The sequence below is a fragment of the Phocaeicola plebeius DSM 17135 genome (assembly GCF_000187895.1).
GTDB lineage: Bacteria > Bacteroidota > Bacteroidia > Bacteroidales > Bacteroidaceae > Phocaeicola > Phocaeicola plebeius.
Map to the genome: position 1 here is coordinate 1 of NZ_DS990135.1, position 18,023 is coordinate 18,023.

Below are 18,023 nucleotides of genomic sequence, written 5' to 3' on the forward strand. Positions count from 1 at the left end.
TTGAAGGACATTGCTTGGTGGGTAGTTGACTGGGGTGGTCGCCTCCAAAAGCGTAACGGAGGCTCTAAAGGTGCCCTCAGACGATCGGTAACCGTCCGCAGAGTGTAATGGCATAAGGGCGCTTGACTGGGAGACAGACAAGTCGAGCAGGTAGGAAACTAGAGCATAGTGATCCGGTGTTTCCGTATGGAAGGGACATCGCTCAAAGGATAAAAGGTACTCCGGGGATAACAGGCTGATCCCTCCCAAGAGCTCATATCGACGGAGTGGTTTGGCACCTCGATGTCGGCTCGTCACATCCTGGGGCTGGAGAAGGTCCCAAGGGTTGGGCTGTTCGCCCATTAAAGTGGCACGCGAGCTGGGTTCAGAACGTCGTGAGACAGTTCGGTCTCTATCTATCGTGGGCGTATGAAATTTGCGTGGCTCTGACACTAGTACGAGAGGACCGTGTTGGACCGACCTCTGGTTTACCGGTTGTGCCGCCAGGCGCATCGCCGGGTATCTAAGTCGGGATCGGATAAGCGCTGAAAGCATCTAAGTGCGAAGCCGGCCACAAGATTAGATTTCTCAGGGTCGTTGAAGACGACAACGTTGATAGGATGCAGGTGTAAAGCTGGAGACAGCAAAGCCGAGCATTACTAATTGCCCGTCAGCTTTCCTTATCCGCGCGGAGCGGATGGAAAAGTCATCGGAAGGATGATATATACGTTTAGCATGAATGAAGTGCTGAAATTGCTTGCTTGTGAGTCATGAATATATAAAGATATTCAGGTGACTATTGCACGAAGGTTCCACCTCTTCCCATTCCGAACAGAGAAGTTAAGCTTCGTCACGCCGATGGTACTGCGCAAGTGGGAGAGTAGGTAGTCGCCGTCTTAACGGAAGCCCTGAAGCGGAAACGCTTCGGGGCTTTTTTGTATCCGTAACTCAGATTTTATTGTATCTTTGTTTTAGGTTTTAAAATATATATTTTATGGATACAATCTTACCTTATGCACTGTTGTGCTTTACCTCTTTTTTTACGTTGACAAACCCTTTGGGTACAATGCCGGTCTTTTTGACAATGACGAATGGTCTGGAAGAAAAAGAGCGACAACATATTGTGAAAAGAGCTACAATCATTTCTTTTATTATACTGATTGCATTTACATTTTGCGGGCAGTTCTTGTTTAAGTTTTTCGGAATATCTACCAATGGATTTCGTATTGCAGCAGGTATTATCATCCTGAAGATAGGCTACGATATGTTGCAGGCACGCTATACCAATACGAAGTTGAAAGACGAGGAGATCAAAGCTTATGCAAACGATATTTCAATCACGCCGCTCTCCATTCCGATGTTGTGTGGACCAGGTGCTATTGCCAATGGCATTATCATGATGGATGATGCGCGGACGTGGAGTTTGAAAGTTACTCTTGTTTCCGTGATAGCTTTGGTGTATATACTTACTTATATCATTCTACGTTTATCTACGAAACTGGTTCGCATTATTGGGGAAACGGGTAATAATGTGATGATGCGTCTGATGGGATTGATTCTGATGGTGATTGCAGTAGAATGTTTTGTCGGAGGAATGCGTCCGATTTTGATTGATATCATTCAAGGAAGCCGTTTGTAGATGATAATTTATTATAATTTGTATTTTGAGTATATCAAATCATAATTAATGTGTATTTTCTGCTAATATTCTATTATTCGTTTTGTTTGACCGAATTAAATTGTTACATTTAATTCGAGAAAGGATTTTCAGTACCTTCTTTTTATTAACTTTTAAAATTTGATTTTATGAAAGTGCTATTAGTCGGTCTGGAACGTGTCGGAAAGCTGTTCTCAATGGAGTCTCTTTTTAAGAAGAAACTCACCGAAGCTGACATGACCGATGTGGAGGTGGTAACAGCTGAGATGACAGAATTTGGTTCTCCGGGAGGGAGAAAGTTGGAACGGAGCATGAACGAAGCTTTACGCGATGAAGCCGACTTCGTAGTAGTAATGGAGCCGTGGCAGAAAGATTTGCTGACTCGTTTTATGGATTATCGTAATTGGCACAAGATTCATTTGTTTGCGGACATCTGCAAACGTAAGTCTAAAGCCGATATGCCCTCATGTGATGTGGATTTTGGTTATAGGAATGGCAATGAGGAGATGAATGATGGATGTCGGAACTTATTGGAAGGTTTGAAAATGCTTTTGAGAAAACGTGAGTCGGATTCTTCCGACTTAGCGATGGTTTAAAAATACCGTTAGTTGTTATGATTCAATTTTACTAGAGAAGCCCTGAATAAACGTAATTCGGGGCTTCTTTTTGTTTAAAAGAATTCCAGTACGAAGGTAGTATTCCATCCGTTAGTTTCTGCTTTTAACAGGCTGATACTGCCATTAGAAAGCTTCATAATCTGTCGGGAAAGAGAGAGACCGATTCCGCTTCCTTCTTTTTTAGTGGTAAAGAACGGTACAAAGATTTCTTCTGCTTCCTTTTCAGGGATGGCAGGACCGTCGTTGCTGACATAGACTAAGATATGTTCTTCCTTGGTGGAATAGGCTCGTATGTGGATTTTTCCTTTATTTTCTCCAATAGCTTGTGTGGCATTCTTGAGAAGATTGATAAGTACCTGGCGAATCAGGTTAGGGTCGGCATACAGCATCAGGTCGTCCGGCTCAATCTGGAGTGTCAACTGAATGCGCGAGGGGATTAAGTGAATGCTTTTTACCTGCAAAAGGAGTTCTTTCAGATAGAACGGCTCTGGTGAAGGTTTCTGAAGCGCAGAGAACTTCCGGTAACTGTCTACAAAGGAAATAAGTCCGGTAGAGGTTTCATGAATGGCACGGATACCTTCGTAAATCGGACTATCAATTACATCTTTTCGTAGCAGAAAAGTTTCGCTTAGAGAAGAAATCGGAGCGATGGAGTTCATGATTTCGTGTGTCAGTACCCTGGTCAGTTTTATCCACGATTCAAGCTCTTTTGTGTCCATTTCGTTACGAATATCATTCAGGGTAAGAATCTTTACCGTATTTCCTCCTAATTCCATAATGGAGGCACGTACTAACAGTTGGATTTCCCCTTTGGAAGTAGCATATTGCAGGTTACACCGTTCACCTGCAGGAAGCGAGCTGAGTAATTCAGGTATATCATTTCCATAACGCTCCAGTTGTTGCAGGGTACCGAGGGCCGGAAGTCCTAACAGCCTTGTGGCAGCCGGATTGGTTTGTATGATTTTGTTTTGTTCGTCCAGCACGATGATGCCGGAACTGATGCCTGAGAGAACCTGTTCATAAAACCGTTCCCGTTGTTCCATTAATTGTTTCTGTTCGCCCATCATGGCACCAAACTCGTTGAGTGCATTTTGCAGAATACGTTCTCCTCCGATGAAGCCATGCGTAGGAAGGCGGAAAGAATAATCCCTGTTGCGGATAGCTTCCAGCATCAGCCAGCTTTTTTCGCGCAACTGTTTCTGGCTGGAATAAAACAGATAGATGGCTAAGGCAATCAGAAAACCTCCTATCCAGAGCCATTCGTTCTCATCCCGGCTGATACCGAGCGTCAGCAGTACGGTACCTCCTGTGAGGAAGGCGAGCCGTGCCAGCGGAGAAGATAACCATTTAGATGCCATGACGTTTCATCTTGTTGTAAAGTGTCTGCCGCGTAATGCCCAATTGTGCCGCTGCCTGTGACAAATTACCATCGCATTGTTCGATGGCTTTCTTGACGAGATTTTTCTCCATCTCGTCCAAGGTTTGCAGCGGAGTGTCTTCTTTATTCTCTTCGTGTATGCTTGGAGCATCCTGTCCCGAAACTTCTGTCAGTTGCAGGTTTTCGGCTTTCAACAGATTTCCTTCTGAAAGGATAACTGCCTTTTCAATGGTATGCTGTAGCTCACGGATATTTCCATACCAGGGATAATTCAGCAGACGCTGTTCTGCATCGGCACTGAATCCGGTCAGCGTGCGCAGGTATTGCTGATTATATTGTTCTAAGAAACGCTGTGCCAGAGGAAGGATGTCTTCTTTCCGTTCCCGAAGAGCCGGAATGTGCAAATGAATGGTGTTGATGCGATACAGCAGGTCTTCACGGAACTCTCCATTGTGTACCATTTCATCTAAGTTACGGTTCGTGGCACAAATCAGCCGGATATTGGTCGGCTGGGGAGTATTGCTTCCTACCTTGATAAAATAGCGCTTCTGAATCACCGTCAACAGTTTGGCTTGCAGATGATAGGGCAGGTTGGCAATTTCATCGAGAAACAAGGTTCCGCCATCGGCTGCTTCAAAACGTCCTACCCGGTCAGTGTGGGCATCAGTAAACGAACCTTTTACATGACCGAACAATTCGCTTTCAAACAGTGATTCGGTAATGGCTCCCATATCGACGGCCACCATCGGACCGTTGCGGCGGGGAGACAGCCGGTGAATTTCTCGTGCCAGCATATCTTTTCCCGTACCGTTTTCTCCGGTAATCAGGATATTGGCATCGGTCGTGCTGACCTTCTCAACCAACAGTCGTAGCGGACGGATGACGGAGGAATTTCCCCAGTACATACTCGATTTTTCTGTCGGTTGTGAGGCCTGCTTTCCTTTCTTCTCGTTTCCTCGGGCTTTGGCATAGGCTTCTTGCAGAGTCTGCACCAGTTTGGCATTGTCCCAAGGCTTTACAATGAAGTCGGTCGCTCCATCCTTCAGTCCTGTTACCGCTAAGTTGATGTCGGCATAGGCAGTGAACAATACCACTTGAATCTGCGGACGCAGCCGTTTGATTTCGCGCAACCAGTAAAGTCCCTCATTCCCGCTGTTGATGCCGGAAGAAAAGTTCATGTCCAGCAGCACCACATCAATCGCTTCCCGTTGTAGTAGGGAAGGAATGGTTACGGGAGAATTCAGGGTGATTACTTGCTGGAAATATTCTTCCAGAAGATATTGCAGAGAAGTAAGTATGTTGCGGTTGTCATCTACAACGAGTAAAGTTCCTTGTTTTGCCATCTGTGATTGAGATTTTGCGACAAAAATAGGAATTTTCAAGGCATAGCCCTCAAAAATGTCTAAAAAATATGTACAGTGACAAAAAATTAGACACTCATTGTCAAAAAATTAGACACTTGAGATTCTATGTAATATTCTATCTTATTGAAAATGAATTGAATAAAACTTTGGCACGGTATTTGAATGCTCTTTTGCAGATAAAAGAAAACAATATGAATAAAAAGAATCTATTACGCATGATGATTTGTTTCTTTTCCGGTTGGATGGGGCTGGAAGCTGCGGCACAAGATGTATGGGACGTAGACCGCTGTATGGACTACGCCGTACAGCACAACCGTACCGTCCGGCAGCGGGAACTTGAAGCAGACAATGCAAGGTTGGATCGCATGAAGGCTATCGGCAGTTTCTTGCCCGGGGTAAGTGCAGGTACCAGCATACAATATAATTTCGGTCGTTCGGTCGATCCTGAAACCAATACCTACAACACCTTGTCTACTTTCAACAACGGTTATTCTATGGAAGCTTCCATGCCGATTTTCCGTGGTGGGGGACTGGTGAACGAGGTACGTCGGGCAAAGGCTGCCTGGCTGATGGGAAAAGCCGCCTGGCAGGAAGCCAAAGACAATACAGCGTTAGAGACTTTCCAGGCTTATATTGATGCCCTATATTGCTACGGCACTTTGCGACTGGCCCGCAAGAAATTGCAGGAAAGCGATTCGCTGCTATACAAAACGCGCCGTCAGGAGGAATTAGGGTTGAAAGGCTTGTCAGATGTAGCCCAAATGGAGGCTCAGCAGGCTACGGACAGTTACAACCTCACCCATCAGAAGAACTTGTATGAAACAGCCTTGCTGACATTGAAACAGAAAATGAATTTTCCGGCAGAAGATACTTTACAGTTGGATACTGCCGTACTCGATACACAAACACTTCAATATATTCAGTTGACTCAGGAGCGTGCGGACGATGTGTTCCGTATCGCACTGAATGTCAATCCTACCCTCCAGCAGGCTGCACTGAATGCGAAAGTAGCCGATATGCGCCGTAAAATTTCATGGGCCAATGTGGTACCGTCCATCACGTTGTTCGGTGGAATTTCCAGTTCCTATTATAAGGAACTTCATTCTACGGCTTATCCTGATTTCCGTACCCAGTTCAATAATAACTTCGGTTCCTACGTGGGTATCAGTATGAGTATTCCTATATTCAACCGGCTTTCAGGAGTAACCAGCATGCGGCAGGCAAAAAACAATTACCGCATTGCTTGTGAACAATATGAATCGCAGAAAGAGGAATTGCAGAAATTGGTGCTTCAGGCTGTACAGGACCGGGAAGGCTATCTGAAGGAGAGCATACAGATGGAAAAGAAAGTCAGTTCCGACTCACTGGCCTATCATGTCACCCGGCGCAAGTACGAAGAAGGCTTGATGACCTCACTCGATGTACAAAACAATGCAGCCACCTTGCTTGAAAGCGAAACTTTACTACTGCAAAGTAAGCTGACCTACCTGATGAAATGCCGTCTGGTAGACTATTACAAGGGAGAAGAAATTATTCGCGGGTTTGATGCCGCAGACAAATAAATAGAAATTGAAAAAAGACGATATTATGGATATACAGTTAGAAAAGAAAAAAGGAATCCAGAAGAAACATCTTCCTTATATTGGGGGAGGAGTTGTTATTCTTCTGCTGTTGGGCTGGATTATTTTCGGCAATCATGCTTCTACATTGAAAGTCGACGGTAAGTCACTGAACATTGCTGACGTGACTTATGGAAAATTCAATGACTATATCCGTGTGAACGGGCAGGTACAGCCTATTTCCGTGGTACAACTCAGTCCCGAAGAGGGAGGTATCGTGCAGGAAAAGGTGGTGGAAGAAGGAGCTCATGTGAAGAAAGGCGACGTGATTCTCCGTCTCAGTAACTCCAACCTGGATTTGCAGATTCTGAATGCGGAGTCTGAACTGGCTGAAAAGCAGAACCTGCTCCGTAATACACAGGTCACCATGCAACAGGACAAGTTGAACAACGAAACTGAGAAAGTACAGCTTGACATTGATACGCGCCGCAAACAGCGTACGTTCCAGCAATATCAGCGTCTGTACAAGGAACGTCTTATCAGCCGCGAAGAATATCTTCAGGCCAAGGAAGATTATGAAGTGGCCCAGAAGAAGCATAAACTGATTACGGAACGTCTGGTGCAGGATTCCATTTACCGTAACATTCAGATGGATCAGATGGAAGATAACTTGCAGAACATGCGCAAGAATGTCTTGCTGATTCGCGAACGGAAGGATAAACTGGAAGTGCGGGCTACAATTGACGGAGAATTAGGATTGTTGGATGCGGAGTTAGGACAGAATATCACCGCCGGACAAATGGTGGGACAGATTAATGACTTGTCGGACTTCAAAATCGAGGCTATGATTGATGAACACTACATCGACCGTGTGACCAACGGACTGCCCGCTACTTTTGAACGTCAGGGTTCTTCGTTTAACTTAAAGGTGCGCAAGGTGTATCCGGAAGTACGTGAGGGACGTTTCCGTACGGACTTCATCTTCCAGGGCAACCGTCCGGAAAATATCCGCAGCGGACAGACTTACTACATCGACTTGCAGCTGGGTGAGCCTACCGAAAGCGTGCTGATTCCGAAGGGTACCTTCTTCCAAGTGACCGGAGGAAACTGGATTTTTGTGGTCGACAAGGAAGGAAAGAAAGCCTATCGCCGTAAAATACGTATCGGACGTCAGAATCCGCAGTATTACGAGGTGTTGGAAGGATTGGAAAAAGGCGAACGTGTCATCGTTTCCGGTTATGAGAGTTACAAAGACAATGAAGTATTGGTGTTAAACTAAAAAATAAAATGTGATGAAAAAGATAGTACGTATATTGGCAGGTTTGGTAATGGGTTTGATGTGTGTAAACTGTGCCAGTGCAAGAAGTGGTAATGAAGAAAAAGTAAGTGAAACCCGCAGTGTGAGTTCTTTCCATTCCATTGAAGTGGAAAGTGTAGCCAGTGTGTATTTCACTCAGTCGGATACCTATTCTCTTCGTATAGAGGGAGAAAAGAAATGGGTAAACCAGACAAAGTGTACGGTGAAAGACGGAGTATTGCTGATTGCGTGGGCTGAGAAAGGAAAGAAAGCTACCCGGAACGTGAACGGACTCTCTATTTACATCAGTGCACCCGATTTGCAGAAAGTAGCTTTTGAAGGTGTTGGTTCATTCAATTGCAAGTCCCGCCTGAACCTGAAGGATGTGAAGTTTGATGTGGAAGGCGTGGGCAGTCTGCACGTGGCCGATTTGCATGCCCGGAATGTGCAAGTCAGTCTGGAAGGTGTGGGAAGCGGTGAACTGGCCGTAGATTGCGAACACCTGGATGCCAGCATAGAAGGTGTCGGTAGTCTTACTTTAAGTGGAAAGGCTAAATCGGCTCAAATCTCCAAAGACGGAATCGGTAGCGTTTCTACCCGGAGGTTGAAAGTCGGTGAATAAATTTCGTAATCGCAGTATAAAAACACTTACCACTCATGAACACACTTCTTAGAAATTTCTCGCATACCTTCCGGCGTTTCTTTACGGCCAGCGTATTGAATCTGTTAGGATTGAGTATTGCGTTTGCCGCCTGCTTCGTCATCCTGACACAGGTGGACTACGACTATAACTACAACAAAGCCTATCCGGCACACGATCGTATTTACCGGGTAGAAGTGGATGCAGGCGGAGATTACGGCTGGCAAATCTGGCTGGCTCGTCCTTTCTGTGAGCTGGTGGGAGCTTCTTCTCCACACATACAGGCCATTTCAGTTACTTCATTGTCAAACAATAAGAATGATTTTGAAGTAGACGAACACATTTATTCTGAGCCCTGGTTTACGGGATTTGGTGATTACCTGGAGGTATTTCAGCCTACTATGGTATGTGGAACGACTGCTTCGCTTAATGAACCCAATCATGCCCTGATTTCTGCATCCATGGCTCTCCGCTTTTTCGGTACTACAGATGCCATTGGTAAGACAATTTATGTAGACCGCAAATCCCGTAACCAGCCGTTGGTGATAGGAGGGGTTTACCAGGACATGCCGGAAAACTCTCAGTTAGGGAATTGTGTCTTTTCTTCCTACTCCCCGAACCTGAACAAAGATTCGTGGACAAACTGGAATTATGCCTTGTATATCCGGCTTGACAATCCGGCTTCATTGGCCGATGTCCGGCAGTCGGTGATAGAAGCCTGCAAGCGGATGATTCCAAAAGACCTGATTAGCGGAGAGGGAGAGGAAGACTGGGAGAATTTCATTCATTTTACACCGCTGGACGAAGTGCACTATTCTACGGTAGGCAACAAGGCGGCTACCAGCAAGGCGGCCGTATACCTGCTGCTGTGTGTATCGGTACTGATTTTGCTGACGGCAGCAGTCAACTACATGAACTTCTCGCTGGCAGAAACTCCCATGCGGTTGCGTTCCATTAACACCCAGAAAGTGTTGGGTGCTTCCACACTCTCTTTACGGATGTATCTGTTGTTGGAATCCGTATTGGTTTGTGTGTGTGGCTTCCTGCTGTCATTGCTTTGGCTCTATCTGTTGCAAGATAGTTCTTTAAATACCCTGGTGGCATCCGATCTCTCTTTGATGAATCATCCAAACTTGCTGATAGCTTTGGGCGGAATGGCCGTGTGCATGGGCTTGCTGGCTGGAGCCTATCCTTCTTACTACGTCACCTCTTTTCCACCGGCACTAGTACTGAAAGGCTCGTTCGGTCTTTCCCCGAAAGGAAAGATGCTGCGTACGTTTCTGGTTTGCTTCCAGTTCTTTGTCTCTTTCATGCTGATTATTGCGGTAGGCATCATGTACCTGCAGAGCCGTTACATTCAGCACAGCGACTATGGCTATGACAAGGAGGTCGTACTGGTGGGAACGATTCCTTATGAATATCTCGATCGCAGGGAAGCGATTGTCAGTGAATTGTCCGGACTTTCGGGCATAGAAGGTATTTCGATTTCCCAGTTCGTTTTAAGTTCAGCCGATAATTACATGTCGTGGGGAAGAGGAGAAGGAGAACATCACATACAGTTGGTCTGTTTTCCGGTAGATTACCGCTACTTATCTGTGCTTGGCATCAAGATTACTGAGGGGAGGAACTTTAAACCGGGCGACGGAGATGTGTATATTTTCAACGAAGCAGCCCGGAAGAAATATCCCTGGATGAAGGTGGACGAACCCGCTACTCCTGGTGATTATCCTGTGGTCGGATTCTGTGAGAATATTCGTTTCAGCAGTTTCCGCAACAACGATGCCGTAGAGCCGATGGCTTTCTTTATTTACGGAAAAGATTATGCAAATTGGGATGCCAACAATATCTTGAACATCCGGGTGGCTGCGGGAGTAGACAAAGTGGACATGCTTCACCGCTTGGCTGAGGCAACAGAAAAGATGGCACCGGGCCGTGATTTCAGATTCCGTTTCATGGATGAGGTGATTGACCAGAACTATCGTCGGGAACTGCGTTTCACCCGTCAGATTCTGTTGTTCTCCCTGATAGCCATTGTCCTCAGCATGATTGGTGTGTTCGGACTGACCTTATTTGAAAGCGAATACCGCCGGAAGGAGATTGGTATCCGGAAAATTATGGGAAGTTCCACCGGTGAGATTCTCTATATGTTTACCAAGCGTTATTTCGTCATGCTGGTGGTCTGCTTCGTACTGGCAGCTCCTTTTGGCTGGTGGATAGGGCATGACTGGCTGGAAAGCTTCTCTGATAAGACGCCTATCCGTGCCTGGGTATTTGTGACCTCCTTCCTGCTGGTCAGTCTTATTACGGTACTGACGGTGACATTCCAGTGCTGGAAGAATGCCAATGAAAACCCCGTACGGAGTATTAAGACGGAATAAACACATAAAACTATAAAATACGATGAAAGGACTGAAAACCTATTTTACCTATCTTCACCGCAACAAGCTGTTTACATTGGTCAACGTGGCGGGACTGGGCATTTCTTTGATGTTTGTGCTGCTTATTGCCAATATGGTAGTGCGACAGCTCACTGTGGGCAGCGATATAAAGGATATTGAGCATATTTATGTGTTGTCGAACGAGGAATATAGCGCCAGCAATTACCTGGTGGGTGAACGGCTGGCCAACCGTTATCCGGAAATGGCCGACTGGTGCGCTGTGAATGCTGAAGCTTGTAACTCGGGGAGTTATGCGGTAATAGATAACCGGAAAACCAGCCTCGAAATATATTGTGTGAAAGATAATTTCCTCCGTTTCTTTGGCTATTCGCTGTTGTCGGGAAATCCGGAACAGGCACTGGTCGATGCACATAGTATCGTGCTGACCGAATCGGCTGCCCGTAAACTGTTTGGGGATGAACCTGCGGAAGGCAAGATGCTTCGTTTGTCTGCAGACAAGAAGGAGATGTACACAGTGACAGGCATCATAAAAGACTTTGATAACTCTGTTATCCCCGATGAGGTAGAAGCTATTGTACCATTCGACTATGTAGATTTTGTGAACTGGGGAAGCAGTATGCGTAATCCAGATATGAACAACATGGGAGGGACAACGATACTGGTCCGTTTTCCTCAAGGTGTTAATCCCGATCAGAAAGCTGCCGATATGCTGTCTTTTCTCAAAACCTTTTCCTGGGGATATCAGCATGAGTTGTTCCGTGAGGCATTCTGGATGCCGTTGAAAGACGTGTGTTTCTCCGAAATAATGAGTCTTCAGCTACGTCAGTACAATCCGGTGAAAGTCTGGATATTCTTAGTGGCAGGTATTCTGATTCTGTTAATGGCCGTATTCAATTACGTCAGCATGTGCGTGGCACAAGTAAGCTACCGTGCCAAGGAAATGGCTACCCGCCGGTTGCTGGGCTCTTCCGCACGGAGTATCTTCTGGCGCTTGTTGGGAGAGTCGGCCTTGTTTACCACAGGAGCCTTTCTGCTGGCTTTGCTGTTGGCTAAGGCAGTGGAACCGACTGCCTGTGACCTGCTACAGACACGGCTGGACATCTGGGGCGACTTGAACGCCATTACTTTGCTAACCTATCTGATAGGAATTATTCTGCTTTCCTTGCTGGCCGGACTGGTACCTGCCGTTCTGCTTTCTCACTACCATCCATTAGATGTGGTGAAAGGCACTTTCCGTCGGAAAACCAAGGCGGTGTACCTTCGGGCACTGTATGTGGTACAGAGCGGACTCACCGTAGCCATGCTGACTTGCACCCTCTATCTGTCCGCACAAATCTACCGGATTCTGCGTGAACCGTTGGGTTATACGTACGGTCATGTGCTCGACTATCCTGCCATGACAGTCGGTTCCTCCGAAAAAATACGTCTTTTCCGTGACGAAGCCCGTAAGAAGCCCTTTGTAAAGAATGTCTGCTTGACTGCCGGTACGCCTGTAAACCGGGGAAACAACAATACCACCCAGCTTTACGACAACAACGGGATACCTCAAAATGTCAGTTTTCAGGTGTTCCGTACCGATTCAGCCTTCTTGGACATCTTTCACATCCAGGTGTTCGACGATAGGAAACTTCCACGGAAATGGGGGAACATGTATTTCTCCGAAAGTACGTTCGATTCTTTGCAGCTGGATTACGCGCGTACGGCAGAATTGCGGAATGAATATGGCCGCCAGTATGCTGTAGGCGGACGGTATGCCGACATCAAATTCGGTTCCATTCTCCTTCCGCAGTCGCCCACCATGATTTCAGTAGAGCATCCGGACAAAGTAAGACCCTGGAACGTGCTGGTAGAAACCATTGAAGGCAATCAGGCAGCATATAAGAGAGAACTTGATGCGTTGTTTTCGGAGGTGGTGGAGGGTATTCCCTTTGAATCCAAATGGTATGCCGATGAGATGAAGGAAGTCTATAAAGATTTGTTGCACATGCGTACTACTATTGTGGCCTTCACGTGTGCGGCCCTGTTGATTTCCCTGTTGGGACTGACCGCCATGAGCATTTATTTTATCAGTCAGCGCAAGCGCGACATGGCCATCCGGAAAGTTTTTGGTTCCAGTGCAGGTATGGAACGGGTACGACTGCTTCGTTTCTCCCTGCTGTCTTTGCTGGCAGGCATGCTGCTGGCCGTTCCTTTGGCATGGTTCGGTGTACAGCAGATAGACGGTATCCTGCACTATTCCCCCATGGCGGTGTGGGGTGTATTTGGCGTCGCCTTTCTGTTGGTAGCCTTGATTTCTTTAGGTTCCGTGTGTCTCATCAGTTGGAGAGCCGTTCGTGAAAATCCGGTGAACCACATCAAGACCGAATGACTTTTCATAGTGTGTAAAAACAAATAAAACAATCGGGACCTCCGCTCATTTGCCGAGGTCCCGATTTATATTTTAGAGACGGGCAGCTACTTTCTGCCAGTCCACTAATGTCCAGAATGCTTCGATGAAAGCCGCCCGGCGGTTGCGGTAGTCAATGTAGTATGCATGCTCCCACACGTCGATAACCAGTAACGGTTTCAGTCCCTTTTTGAGCGGATTTCCAGCGTTCGATTCGCTGACGATGGACAAATGTCCGTCTTTGTCACTCACCAGCCAGGTCCATCCCGAACCGAACAGCGTAGTGGCTGCCTGTGTAAACTTCTCCTTGAAGGTTTCTACCGAACCGAAATCGCGAGTCAACGCATCTGCTAAAGGTTGAGGCATTTCCGGCTGCTGAGGAGTTAGTGTATCAAAAAAGAACGTATGGTTCCAGGTCTGGGCTGCATTGTTGAACATCGGTCCTTCCGCTTCCAGCAAGATTTGCTCCAGCGTTTTTTCTTCGTAAGGCGTGCCGACAATCAGTTTGTTCAGGTTGTCTATGTACGTTTGCAAATGTTTTCCGTAATGATATTCCAGTGTTTCTTTGCTCATTTTTGGAGCCAGCGCTTCCAGTTGATAAGGAAGTTCAGGAAGTAAATGTTTCATATTTTCTCGATTTAAAGTTGATAATTTTTAGTTCTGTTCTTATATAAACAAACAAATCGTTTGTAAAGTTGTAATTACGGTACTAATTTAATATAAAAATCGGTGTTTTCATAGAAAATCTCTCCCTAAATTCCCTCTATACTGTGAGAAATCGTAATTTCGCTGACAGATTAGGTAGATTTCTATAATATTTTAAGGTTAAAAGTAACATGTGTGGAATTGTAGGATATATCGGAAAGCGAAAGGCTTGGCCGATATTGGTAGAAGGCCTGAAGCGCCTGGAGTATCGCGGATATGATAGTGCCGGAGCGGCCTTGATGAGCGACACTCATCAGTTGAATGTGTATAAATCCGTGGGAAAAGTAGCTGATTTGGAACGGACAGCCGAAGGGCAGGATGTGTCCGGTTGCGTGGGAATCGCTCATACGCGTTGGGCTACCCATGGAGAGCCCAGTACGGTAAATGCTCATCCGCATTGTAGCCAGAACGGTGATTTGGCACTGGTACACAACGGGATTATCGAAAACTATGCCGTACTGAAAGAAAAGCTGCAGGCCAAAGGCTGCACTTTCAAGAGCAGCACCGATACGGAAGTGCTGGTGCAGTTGATTGGTTACATTCAGCAACAAGGCAATTTGGATTTGCTGACTGCTGTGCAGTTAGCTTTACGGGAAGTTATCGGTGCCTACGCCATTGCAGTAGTTGACCGTAAGCATCCCGACGAGATTATTGCTGCCCGCAAAAGTAGTCCGTTAGTCGTCGGAGTAGGCGATGGAGAGTTCTTCTTGGCTTCTGATGCCACTCCTATGGTGACTTACACCAATCAGGTGGTGTATCTCTCTGACGGAGAAATAGCCGTACTACGGGCAGGTGCTCCCTTGAAGATTGTCGACTTGAATAATGTAGAATGCCCGCATGAGGCACAGACCGTAGCCCTTAATATCGGGCAGCTGGAAAAAGGAGGTTTCCCCCACTTCATGCTGAAAGAAATCTTCGACCAGCCCGACTGCATCAGCGACTGTATGCGTGGGCGCGTGAATACGGACACTTGTACGGTCACTCTTTCCGCCGTGTCCAACTACAAGGAACAACTGTTGCGTGCCGGACGCTTTATTATCGTAGCCTGCGGTACTTCCTGGCATGCCGGACTCATCGGCAAGCAACTGATTGAAAGCTTCTGCCGCATTCCTGTGGAAGTGGAATATGCCTCCGAGTTCCGTTACCGTAATCCGGTGATTCATCCTGATGACGTAGTTATTGCTATCTCCCAAAGTGGAGAAACTGCCGACACATTAGCTGCCATTGAACTGGCCAAGTCGCAGGGAGCCTTTATCTATGGTATCTGTAACGTCATCGGTTCTTCCATTGCCCGTGCTACGGATACCGGTTCCTATATCCATGTGGGTCCCGAAATCGGAGTGGCTTCTACGAAAGCCTTTACCGGACAGGTTACCGTGCTTACCCTGCTGGCTTTGGCGTTGGGACGAGAAAAAGGTACACTTTCGGAAGAAGAGTATCATCGGATAGTGAAAGAACTGGTCACCGTCCCTGAAAAGATGCGGACCGTCCTGAAGCAGCATTCGTTCATCTCCGATTTCTCAAAGATGTTTACATACGCCCGCAACTTCATTTATTTAGGTCGGGGATACGCCTTTCCGGTTGCTTTGGAAGGAGCTTTGAAGCTGAAAGAAATTTCGTACATCCATGCCGAAGGTTATCCGGCTGCCGAGATGAAACACGGCCCCATCGCCCTGATTGATGCCGAAATGCCGGTGGTCATCGTGGCCACACAGTCGCCTTTGTACGAAAAAGTGCTAAGCAACATTCAGGAAATCAAGGCCCGCAAGGGAAGAGTGGTAGCCGTAGTAACCGAAGGAGATACGGTTATCCGAAACTTGGCTGATTACAGCATCGAACTTCCCGCTACACTGGAATGTCTGAATCCGTTAGTAGCTTCCATTCCGTTGCAGTTGTTGGCCTATTACATTGCAGTTTGCCGTGGAATGGATGTCGACCAGCCACGTAATCTGGCTAAGTCTGTAACGGTGGAATAACGTAACCCTAATTTGAAAATATACTGTTGAAAAAGAGAAACCTCTAAGTCAGATTTTATGTTTCTCTTCCGTGAAACCTACGTTTCTGCTACGAGAAACGTAGGTTTTCCTTTTGAGAGACGTAGGTTTCCGCGATGGAAAACATAGAAAATACGGAAGAGTTTTCTTTTTGATGAAGAGTCGTTTGGTAGATATGGTTTTGGAACTTGTCTATAAATAGATACTCTCTTTACCGATTGCAATGGTGAGTTTTGGACTGTATTATTTTTTATGAAAGGTTTCCTCTTTTCATGTAAAGATGTAAATTTGCACATCTTATTTCTTGGAAAAATACATAAGCGAGGAAGAAAATGCAGGAAGATGAATTGATATTGGCTGTAAAATCCGGTTCGGAGCGTGCTTACAAGCAACTTTATGAATTGTGGGTATCCAGACTATATCGGTTTGTGTTTCAGTACCTCAAATCAGAGGAAGCGACTGATGATGTGGTGCAGGAAACTTTTCTTCGTATCTGGACCAATCGGGAGCACCTGAATCCCGATCAGTCTTTCAAATCCTATCTCTTTACCATAGCCTATCATTTTCTGCTGAAAGAATTGAGAAGACAGATTCACAATCCGTCGATGGAAGAATATGTGGAATACCGGGACAAACTGGCTTCTTCGGCTAATGAGATTCCTGATGAACTGGACTATGACCGTTTTGTAAAGGCTTTGGAGAAAGCCAAACAGCATCTTTCACCCCGTCAGCGGGAAATTTTTGAACTCAACAAAGAATACGGTATGTCGGTCGCCGAGATTTCCGGAAAACTCTCCGTCACAGAGCAGGTAGTACGCAACCAGTTGTCTGCTGCCCTGAAGATACTTCGTACAGAATTACGTCAATATTATCCTTTATTGCTCTTATTTCTGGCCTAAAAAATCATTTTATGCTTTATAACATGTAATTTGATATGTTATAAATCTGCCCTTATTGGATATTACCCATAAACAAACGAAAAAAGTTTATGAGTGCACAAATAAACGATAAGGTATCAGGATTGTTACACAAGTTCCGTTCCGGTGACATCACGCCGGCGGAATTTCAGGATTTGCGAACCCGCATGGATGCTATATCCGATGTGGAATTGAAACATCTTCTGGAGACAGAGTGGGAAGAGTTTGAAGACCATTCTCCTTTGTCGGAAGAAAAAATGAAAACGCTCTATGAAGGCTTGCACATTCGTTCGGAAGAAGTGAAACCTCGTTTCACGCTGAAACGCTACTGGATGCAGGTTGCCGCTTCACTGTTGTTGCTCATAGCCGGAAGCTTGACGGTATTGACTTTTATGCAGCAGAATGAAATCAATGCACTGGCAGAACAGAATGTGGTGATACGTTCAGGCGATTACGGCAAGTCGCTCGTTACCCTTCCCGATGGAACCATAGTGCATCTGAATGCCAAATCTTCTTTGACCTATAGTCAGGATTTTGGGCGGAATGACCGCAAGGTAGCATTGAGCGGAGAAGGATTTTTTGAGGTAAAGAAAGATACAGAAAAGAAGTTTACAGTGGGTACAGGCTATATGGACATCACCGTATTGGGTACAAAATTCAATGTGTATGCATACGAGACAAAAGACATTGTGGAGATGTCGCTTGTAGAAGGTAGTGTGGATGTCACCACTCTACGCCCTCCTTATCAGAGCATACGCGTGAAGCCCAATGAAAAAGTGGTGTATAACAAGCGTACAGGAAACTTGCTGCATGAGCGGACAAGTAACAAGATGGAAACAGCTTGGATGAATAAAGAATTGGTGTTCCGTAGTGAACGGCTGGAAGATGTATTCCGTTGTTTGTCCCGCAAGTTTGCTGTCACCTTCTCCGTGGATGATGAGACTTTGTTGAACGATGTGTATACCGGTACGTTTGATGATGAGAATGTGGAAAGCATCATGCGTGTCTTGAAGTTCCATTATAATTTCAAGTACACAAATGAAGACGGAGTGATTTCTATTCAAACTCGAAAATAGTTATTAACTTTTAAAAACCGAAGTACATGAAAACATGAGAAGAAAACAAAAGCCC

The 18,023-nt window shown here is 45.9% G+C and carries 13 protein-coding genes and 2 rRNA genes; 12 read left to right on the top strand and 3 right to left on the bottom strand.

The genetic code is table 11. The features are described from left to right. From BACPLE_RS19625 to BACPLE_RS17730, 4 genes are all read left to right on the top strand, one after another. Positions 1–662, top strand: a 23S ribosomal RNA gene (locus BACPLE_RS19625); the annotation flags it as partial. A 105-nt stretch (positions 663–767) separates the two neighbouring features. Beyond that, positions 768–876 (top strand): 5S ribosomal RNA (gene rrf / locus BACPLE_RS17720). Between the two features lie 97 nt (positions 877–973). After that, the gene (locus tag BACPLE_RS17725) at positions 974–1,618 is read left to right on the top strand and encodes a MarC family protein (protein ID WP_040313445.1); all 645 of its coding nucleotides are present in this window, start codon (positions 974–976) and stop codon (positions 1,616–1,618) included. Positions 1,619–1,785: 167 nt separating this feature from the next. Beyond that, complete coding sequence (locus BACPLE_RS17730) at positions 1,786–2,232, top strand: hypothetical protein (protein ID WP_007564513.1); 447 nt, start codon at positions 1,786–1,788, stop codon at positions 2,230–2,232. A gap of 74 nt (positions 2,233–2,306) precedes the next feature. Here the strand turns inward: BACPLE_RS17730 and BACPLE_RS17735 are convergent, their stop codons facing one another. Both BACPLE_RS17735 and BACPLE_RS17740 read right to left on the bottom strand, forming a co-directional pair. Beyond that, positions 2,307–3,611 (bottom strand): sensor histidine kinase, encoded by a 1,305-nt coding sequence (locus tag BACPLE_RS17735; RefSeq protein WP_007564516.1) that lies wholly within the window; start codon positions 3,609–3,611, stop codon positions 2,307–2,309. Next, positions 3,601–4,974, bottom strand: coding sequence for a sigma-54-dependent transcriptional regulator (locus BACPLE_RS17740; RefSeq protein ID WP_007564518.1), 1,374 nt, complete (start codon positions 4,972–4,974; stop codon positions 3,601–3,603). Before BACPLE_RS17740 ends, BACPLE_RS17735 begins: the two co-directional genes overlap by 11 nt. 212 nt (positions 4,975–5,186) lie before the next feature. On the opposite strand from BACPLE_RS17740, the gene BACPLE_RS17745 reads away from it, so the two are divergent. The 5 genes from BACPLE_RS17745 to BACPLE_RS17765 are packed head-to-tail and all read left to right on the top strand — an operon-like array spanning position 5,187 to position 13,258. After that, entirely contained in the window at positions 5,187–6,557 is a 1,371-nt protein-coding gene (locus tag BACPLE_RS17745) for a TolC family protein (protein WP_040313464.1), read from the top strand. A 25-nt stretch (positions 6,558–6,582) separates the two neighbouring features. Then, a complete protein-coding gene (locus BACPLE_RS17750) occupies positions 6,583–7,833 on the top strand; it encodes an efflux RND transporter periplasmic adaptor subunit (RefSeq protein ID WP_007564521.1) in 1,251 nt (416 codons plus the stop codon). A gap of 13 nt (positions 7,834–7,846) precedes the next feature. After that, the gene (locus BACPLE_RS17755) at positions 7,847–8,473 is read left to right on the top strand and encodes a GIN domain-containing protein (protein ID WP_007564524.1); all 627 of its coding nucleotides are present in this window, start codon (positions 7,847–7,849) and stop codon (positions 8,471–8,473) included. A gap of 35 nt (positions 8,474–8,508) precedes the next feature. Next, on the top strand, positions 8,509–10,869 hold the full coding sequence (locus BACPLE_RS17760; protein ID WP_007564526.1) for an ABC transporter permease: 2,361 nt from the start codon (positions 8,509–8,511) through the stop codon (positions 10,867–10,869). A 22-nt stretch (positions 10,870–10,891) separates the two neighbouring features. Then, entirely contained in the window at positions 10,892–13,258 is a 2,367-nt protein-coding gene (locus BACPLE_RS17765; RefSeq protein WP_007564528.1) for an ABC transporter permease, read from the top strand. A gap of 72 nt (positions 13,259–13,330) precedes the next feature. Here BACPLE_RS17765 and BACPLE_RS17770 read toward each other — a convergent pair whose 3' ends face one another. After that, a complete protein-coding gene (locus tag BACPLE_RS17770; protein ID WP_007564530.1) occupies positions 13,331–13,903 on the bottom strand; it encodes a superoxide dismutase in 573 nt (190 codons plus the stop codon). Between the two features lie 209 nt (positions 13,904–14,112). Between BACPLE_RS17770 and glmS the strand changes: the two genes are divergently transcribed. The 3 genes from glmS (at position 14,113) to BACPLE_RS17785 (ending at position 17,968) form a co-directional block, all read left to right on the top strand. Continuing rightward, positions 14,113–15,957 carry a glutamine--fructose-6-phosphate transaminase (isomerizing) gene (gene glmS, locus BACPLE_RS17775; RefSeq protein ID WP_007564532.1) on the top strand — a complete coding sequence of 615 codons (1,845 nt, stop codon included), beginning with the start codon at positions 14,113–14,115 and terminating at the stop codon, positions 15,955–15,957. Between the two features lie 350 nt (positions 15,958–16,307). Further along, entirely contained in the window at positions 16,308–16,874 is a 567-nt protein-coding gene (locus BACPLE_RS17780; protein ID WP_007564534.1) for an RNA polymerase sigma factor, read from the top strand. An 89-nt stretch (positions 16,875–16,963) separates the two neighbouring features. Continuing rightward, positions 16,964–17,968 carry a FecR family protein gene (locus tag BACPLE_RS17785; RefSeq protein ID WP_007564536.1) on the top strand — a complete coding sequence of 335 codons (1,005 nt, stop codon included), beginning with the start codon at positions 16,964–16,966 and terminating at the stop codon, positions 17,966–17,968. Positions 17,969–18,023: the final 55 nt, after the last annotated feature.

Coding starts and splice junctions, on each gene's coding strand:
- BACPLE_RS17725 (WP_040313445.1), top strand. CDS start 974: ATGGATACAATCTTACCTTATGCACTGTTGTGCTTTACCTCTTTTTTT.
- BACPLE_RS17730 (WP_007564513.1), top strand. CDS start 1,786: ATGAAAGTGCTATTAGTCGGTCTGGAACGTGTCGGAAAGCTGTTCTCA.
- BACPLE_RS17735 (WP_007564516.1), bottom strand. CDS start 3,611: ATGGCATCTAAATGGTTATCTTCTCCGCTGGCACGGCTCGCCTTCCTC.
- BACPLE_RS17740 (WP_007564518.1), bottom strand. CDS start 4,974: ATGGCAAAACAAGGAACTTTACTCGTTGTAGATGACAACCGCAACATA.
- BACPLE_RS17745 (WP_040313464.1), top strand. CDS start 5,187: ATGAATAAAAAGAATCTATTACGCATGATGATTTGTTTCTTTTCCGGT.
- BACPLE_RS17750 (WP_007564521.1), top strand. CDS start 6,583: ATGGATATACAGTTAGAAAAGAAAAAAGGAATCCAGAAGAAACATCTT.
- BACPLE_RS17755 (WP_007564524.1), top strand. CDS start 7,847: ATGAAAAAGATAGTACGTATATTGGCAGGTTTGGTAATGGGTTTGATG.
- BACPLE_RS17760 (WP_007564526.1), top strand. CDS start 8,509: ATGAACACACTTCTTAGAAATTTCTCGCATACCTTCCGGCGTTTCTTT.
- BACPLE_RS17765 (WP_007564528.1), top strand. CDS start 10,892: ATGAAAGGACTGAAAACCTATTTTACCTATCTTCACCGCAACAAGCTG.
- BACPLE_RS17770 (WP_007564530.1), bottom strand. CDS start 13,903: ATGAAACATTTACTTCCTGAACTTCCTTATCAACTGGAAGCGCTGGCT.
- glmS (WP_007564532.1), top strand. CDS start 14,113: ATGTGTGGAATTGTAGGATATATCGGAAAGCGAAAGGCTTGGCCGATA.
- BACPLE_RS17780 (WP_007564534.1), top strand. CDS start 16,308: ATGCAGGAAGATGAATTGATATTGGCTGTAAAATCCGGTTCGGAGCGT.
- BACPLE_RS17785 (WP_007564536.1), top strand. CDS start 16,964: ATGAGTGCACAAATAAACGATAAGGTATCAGGATTGTTACACAAGTTC.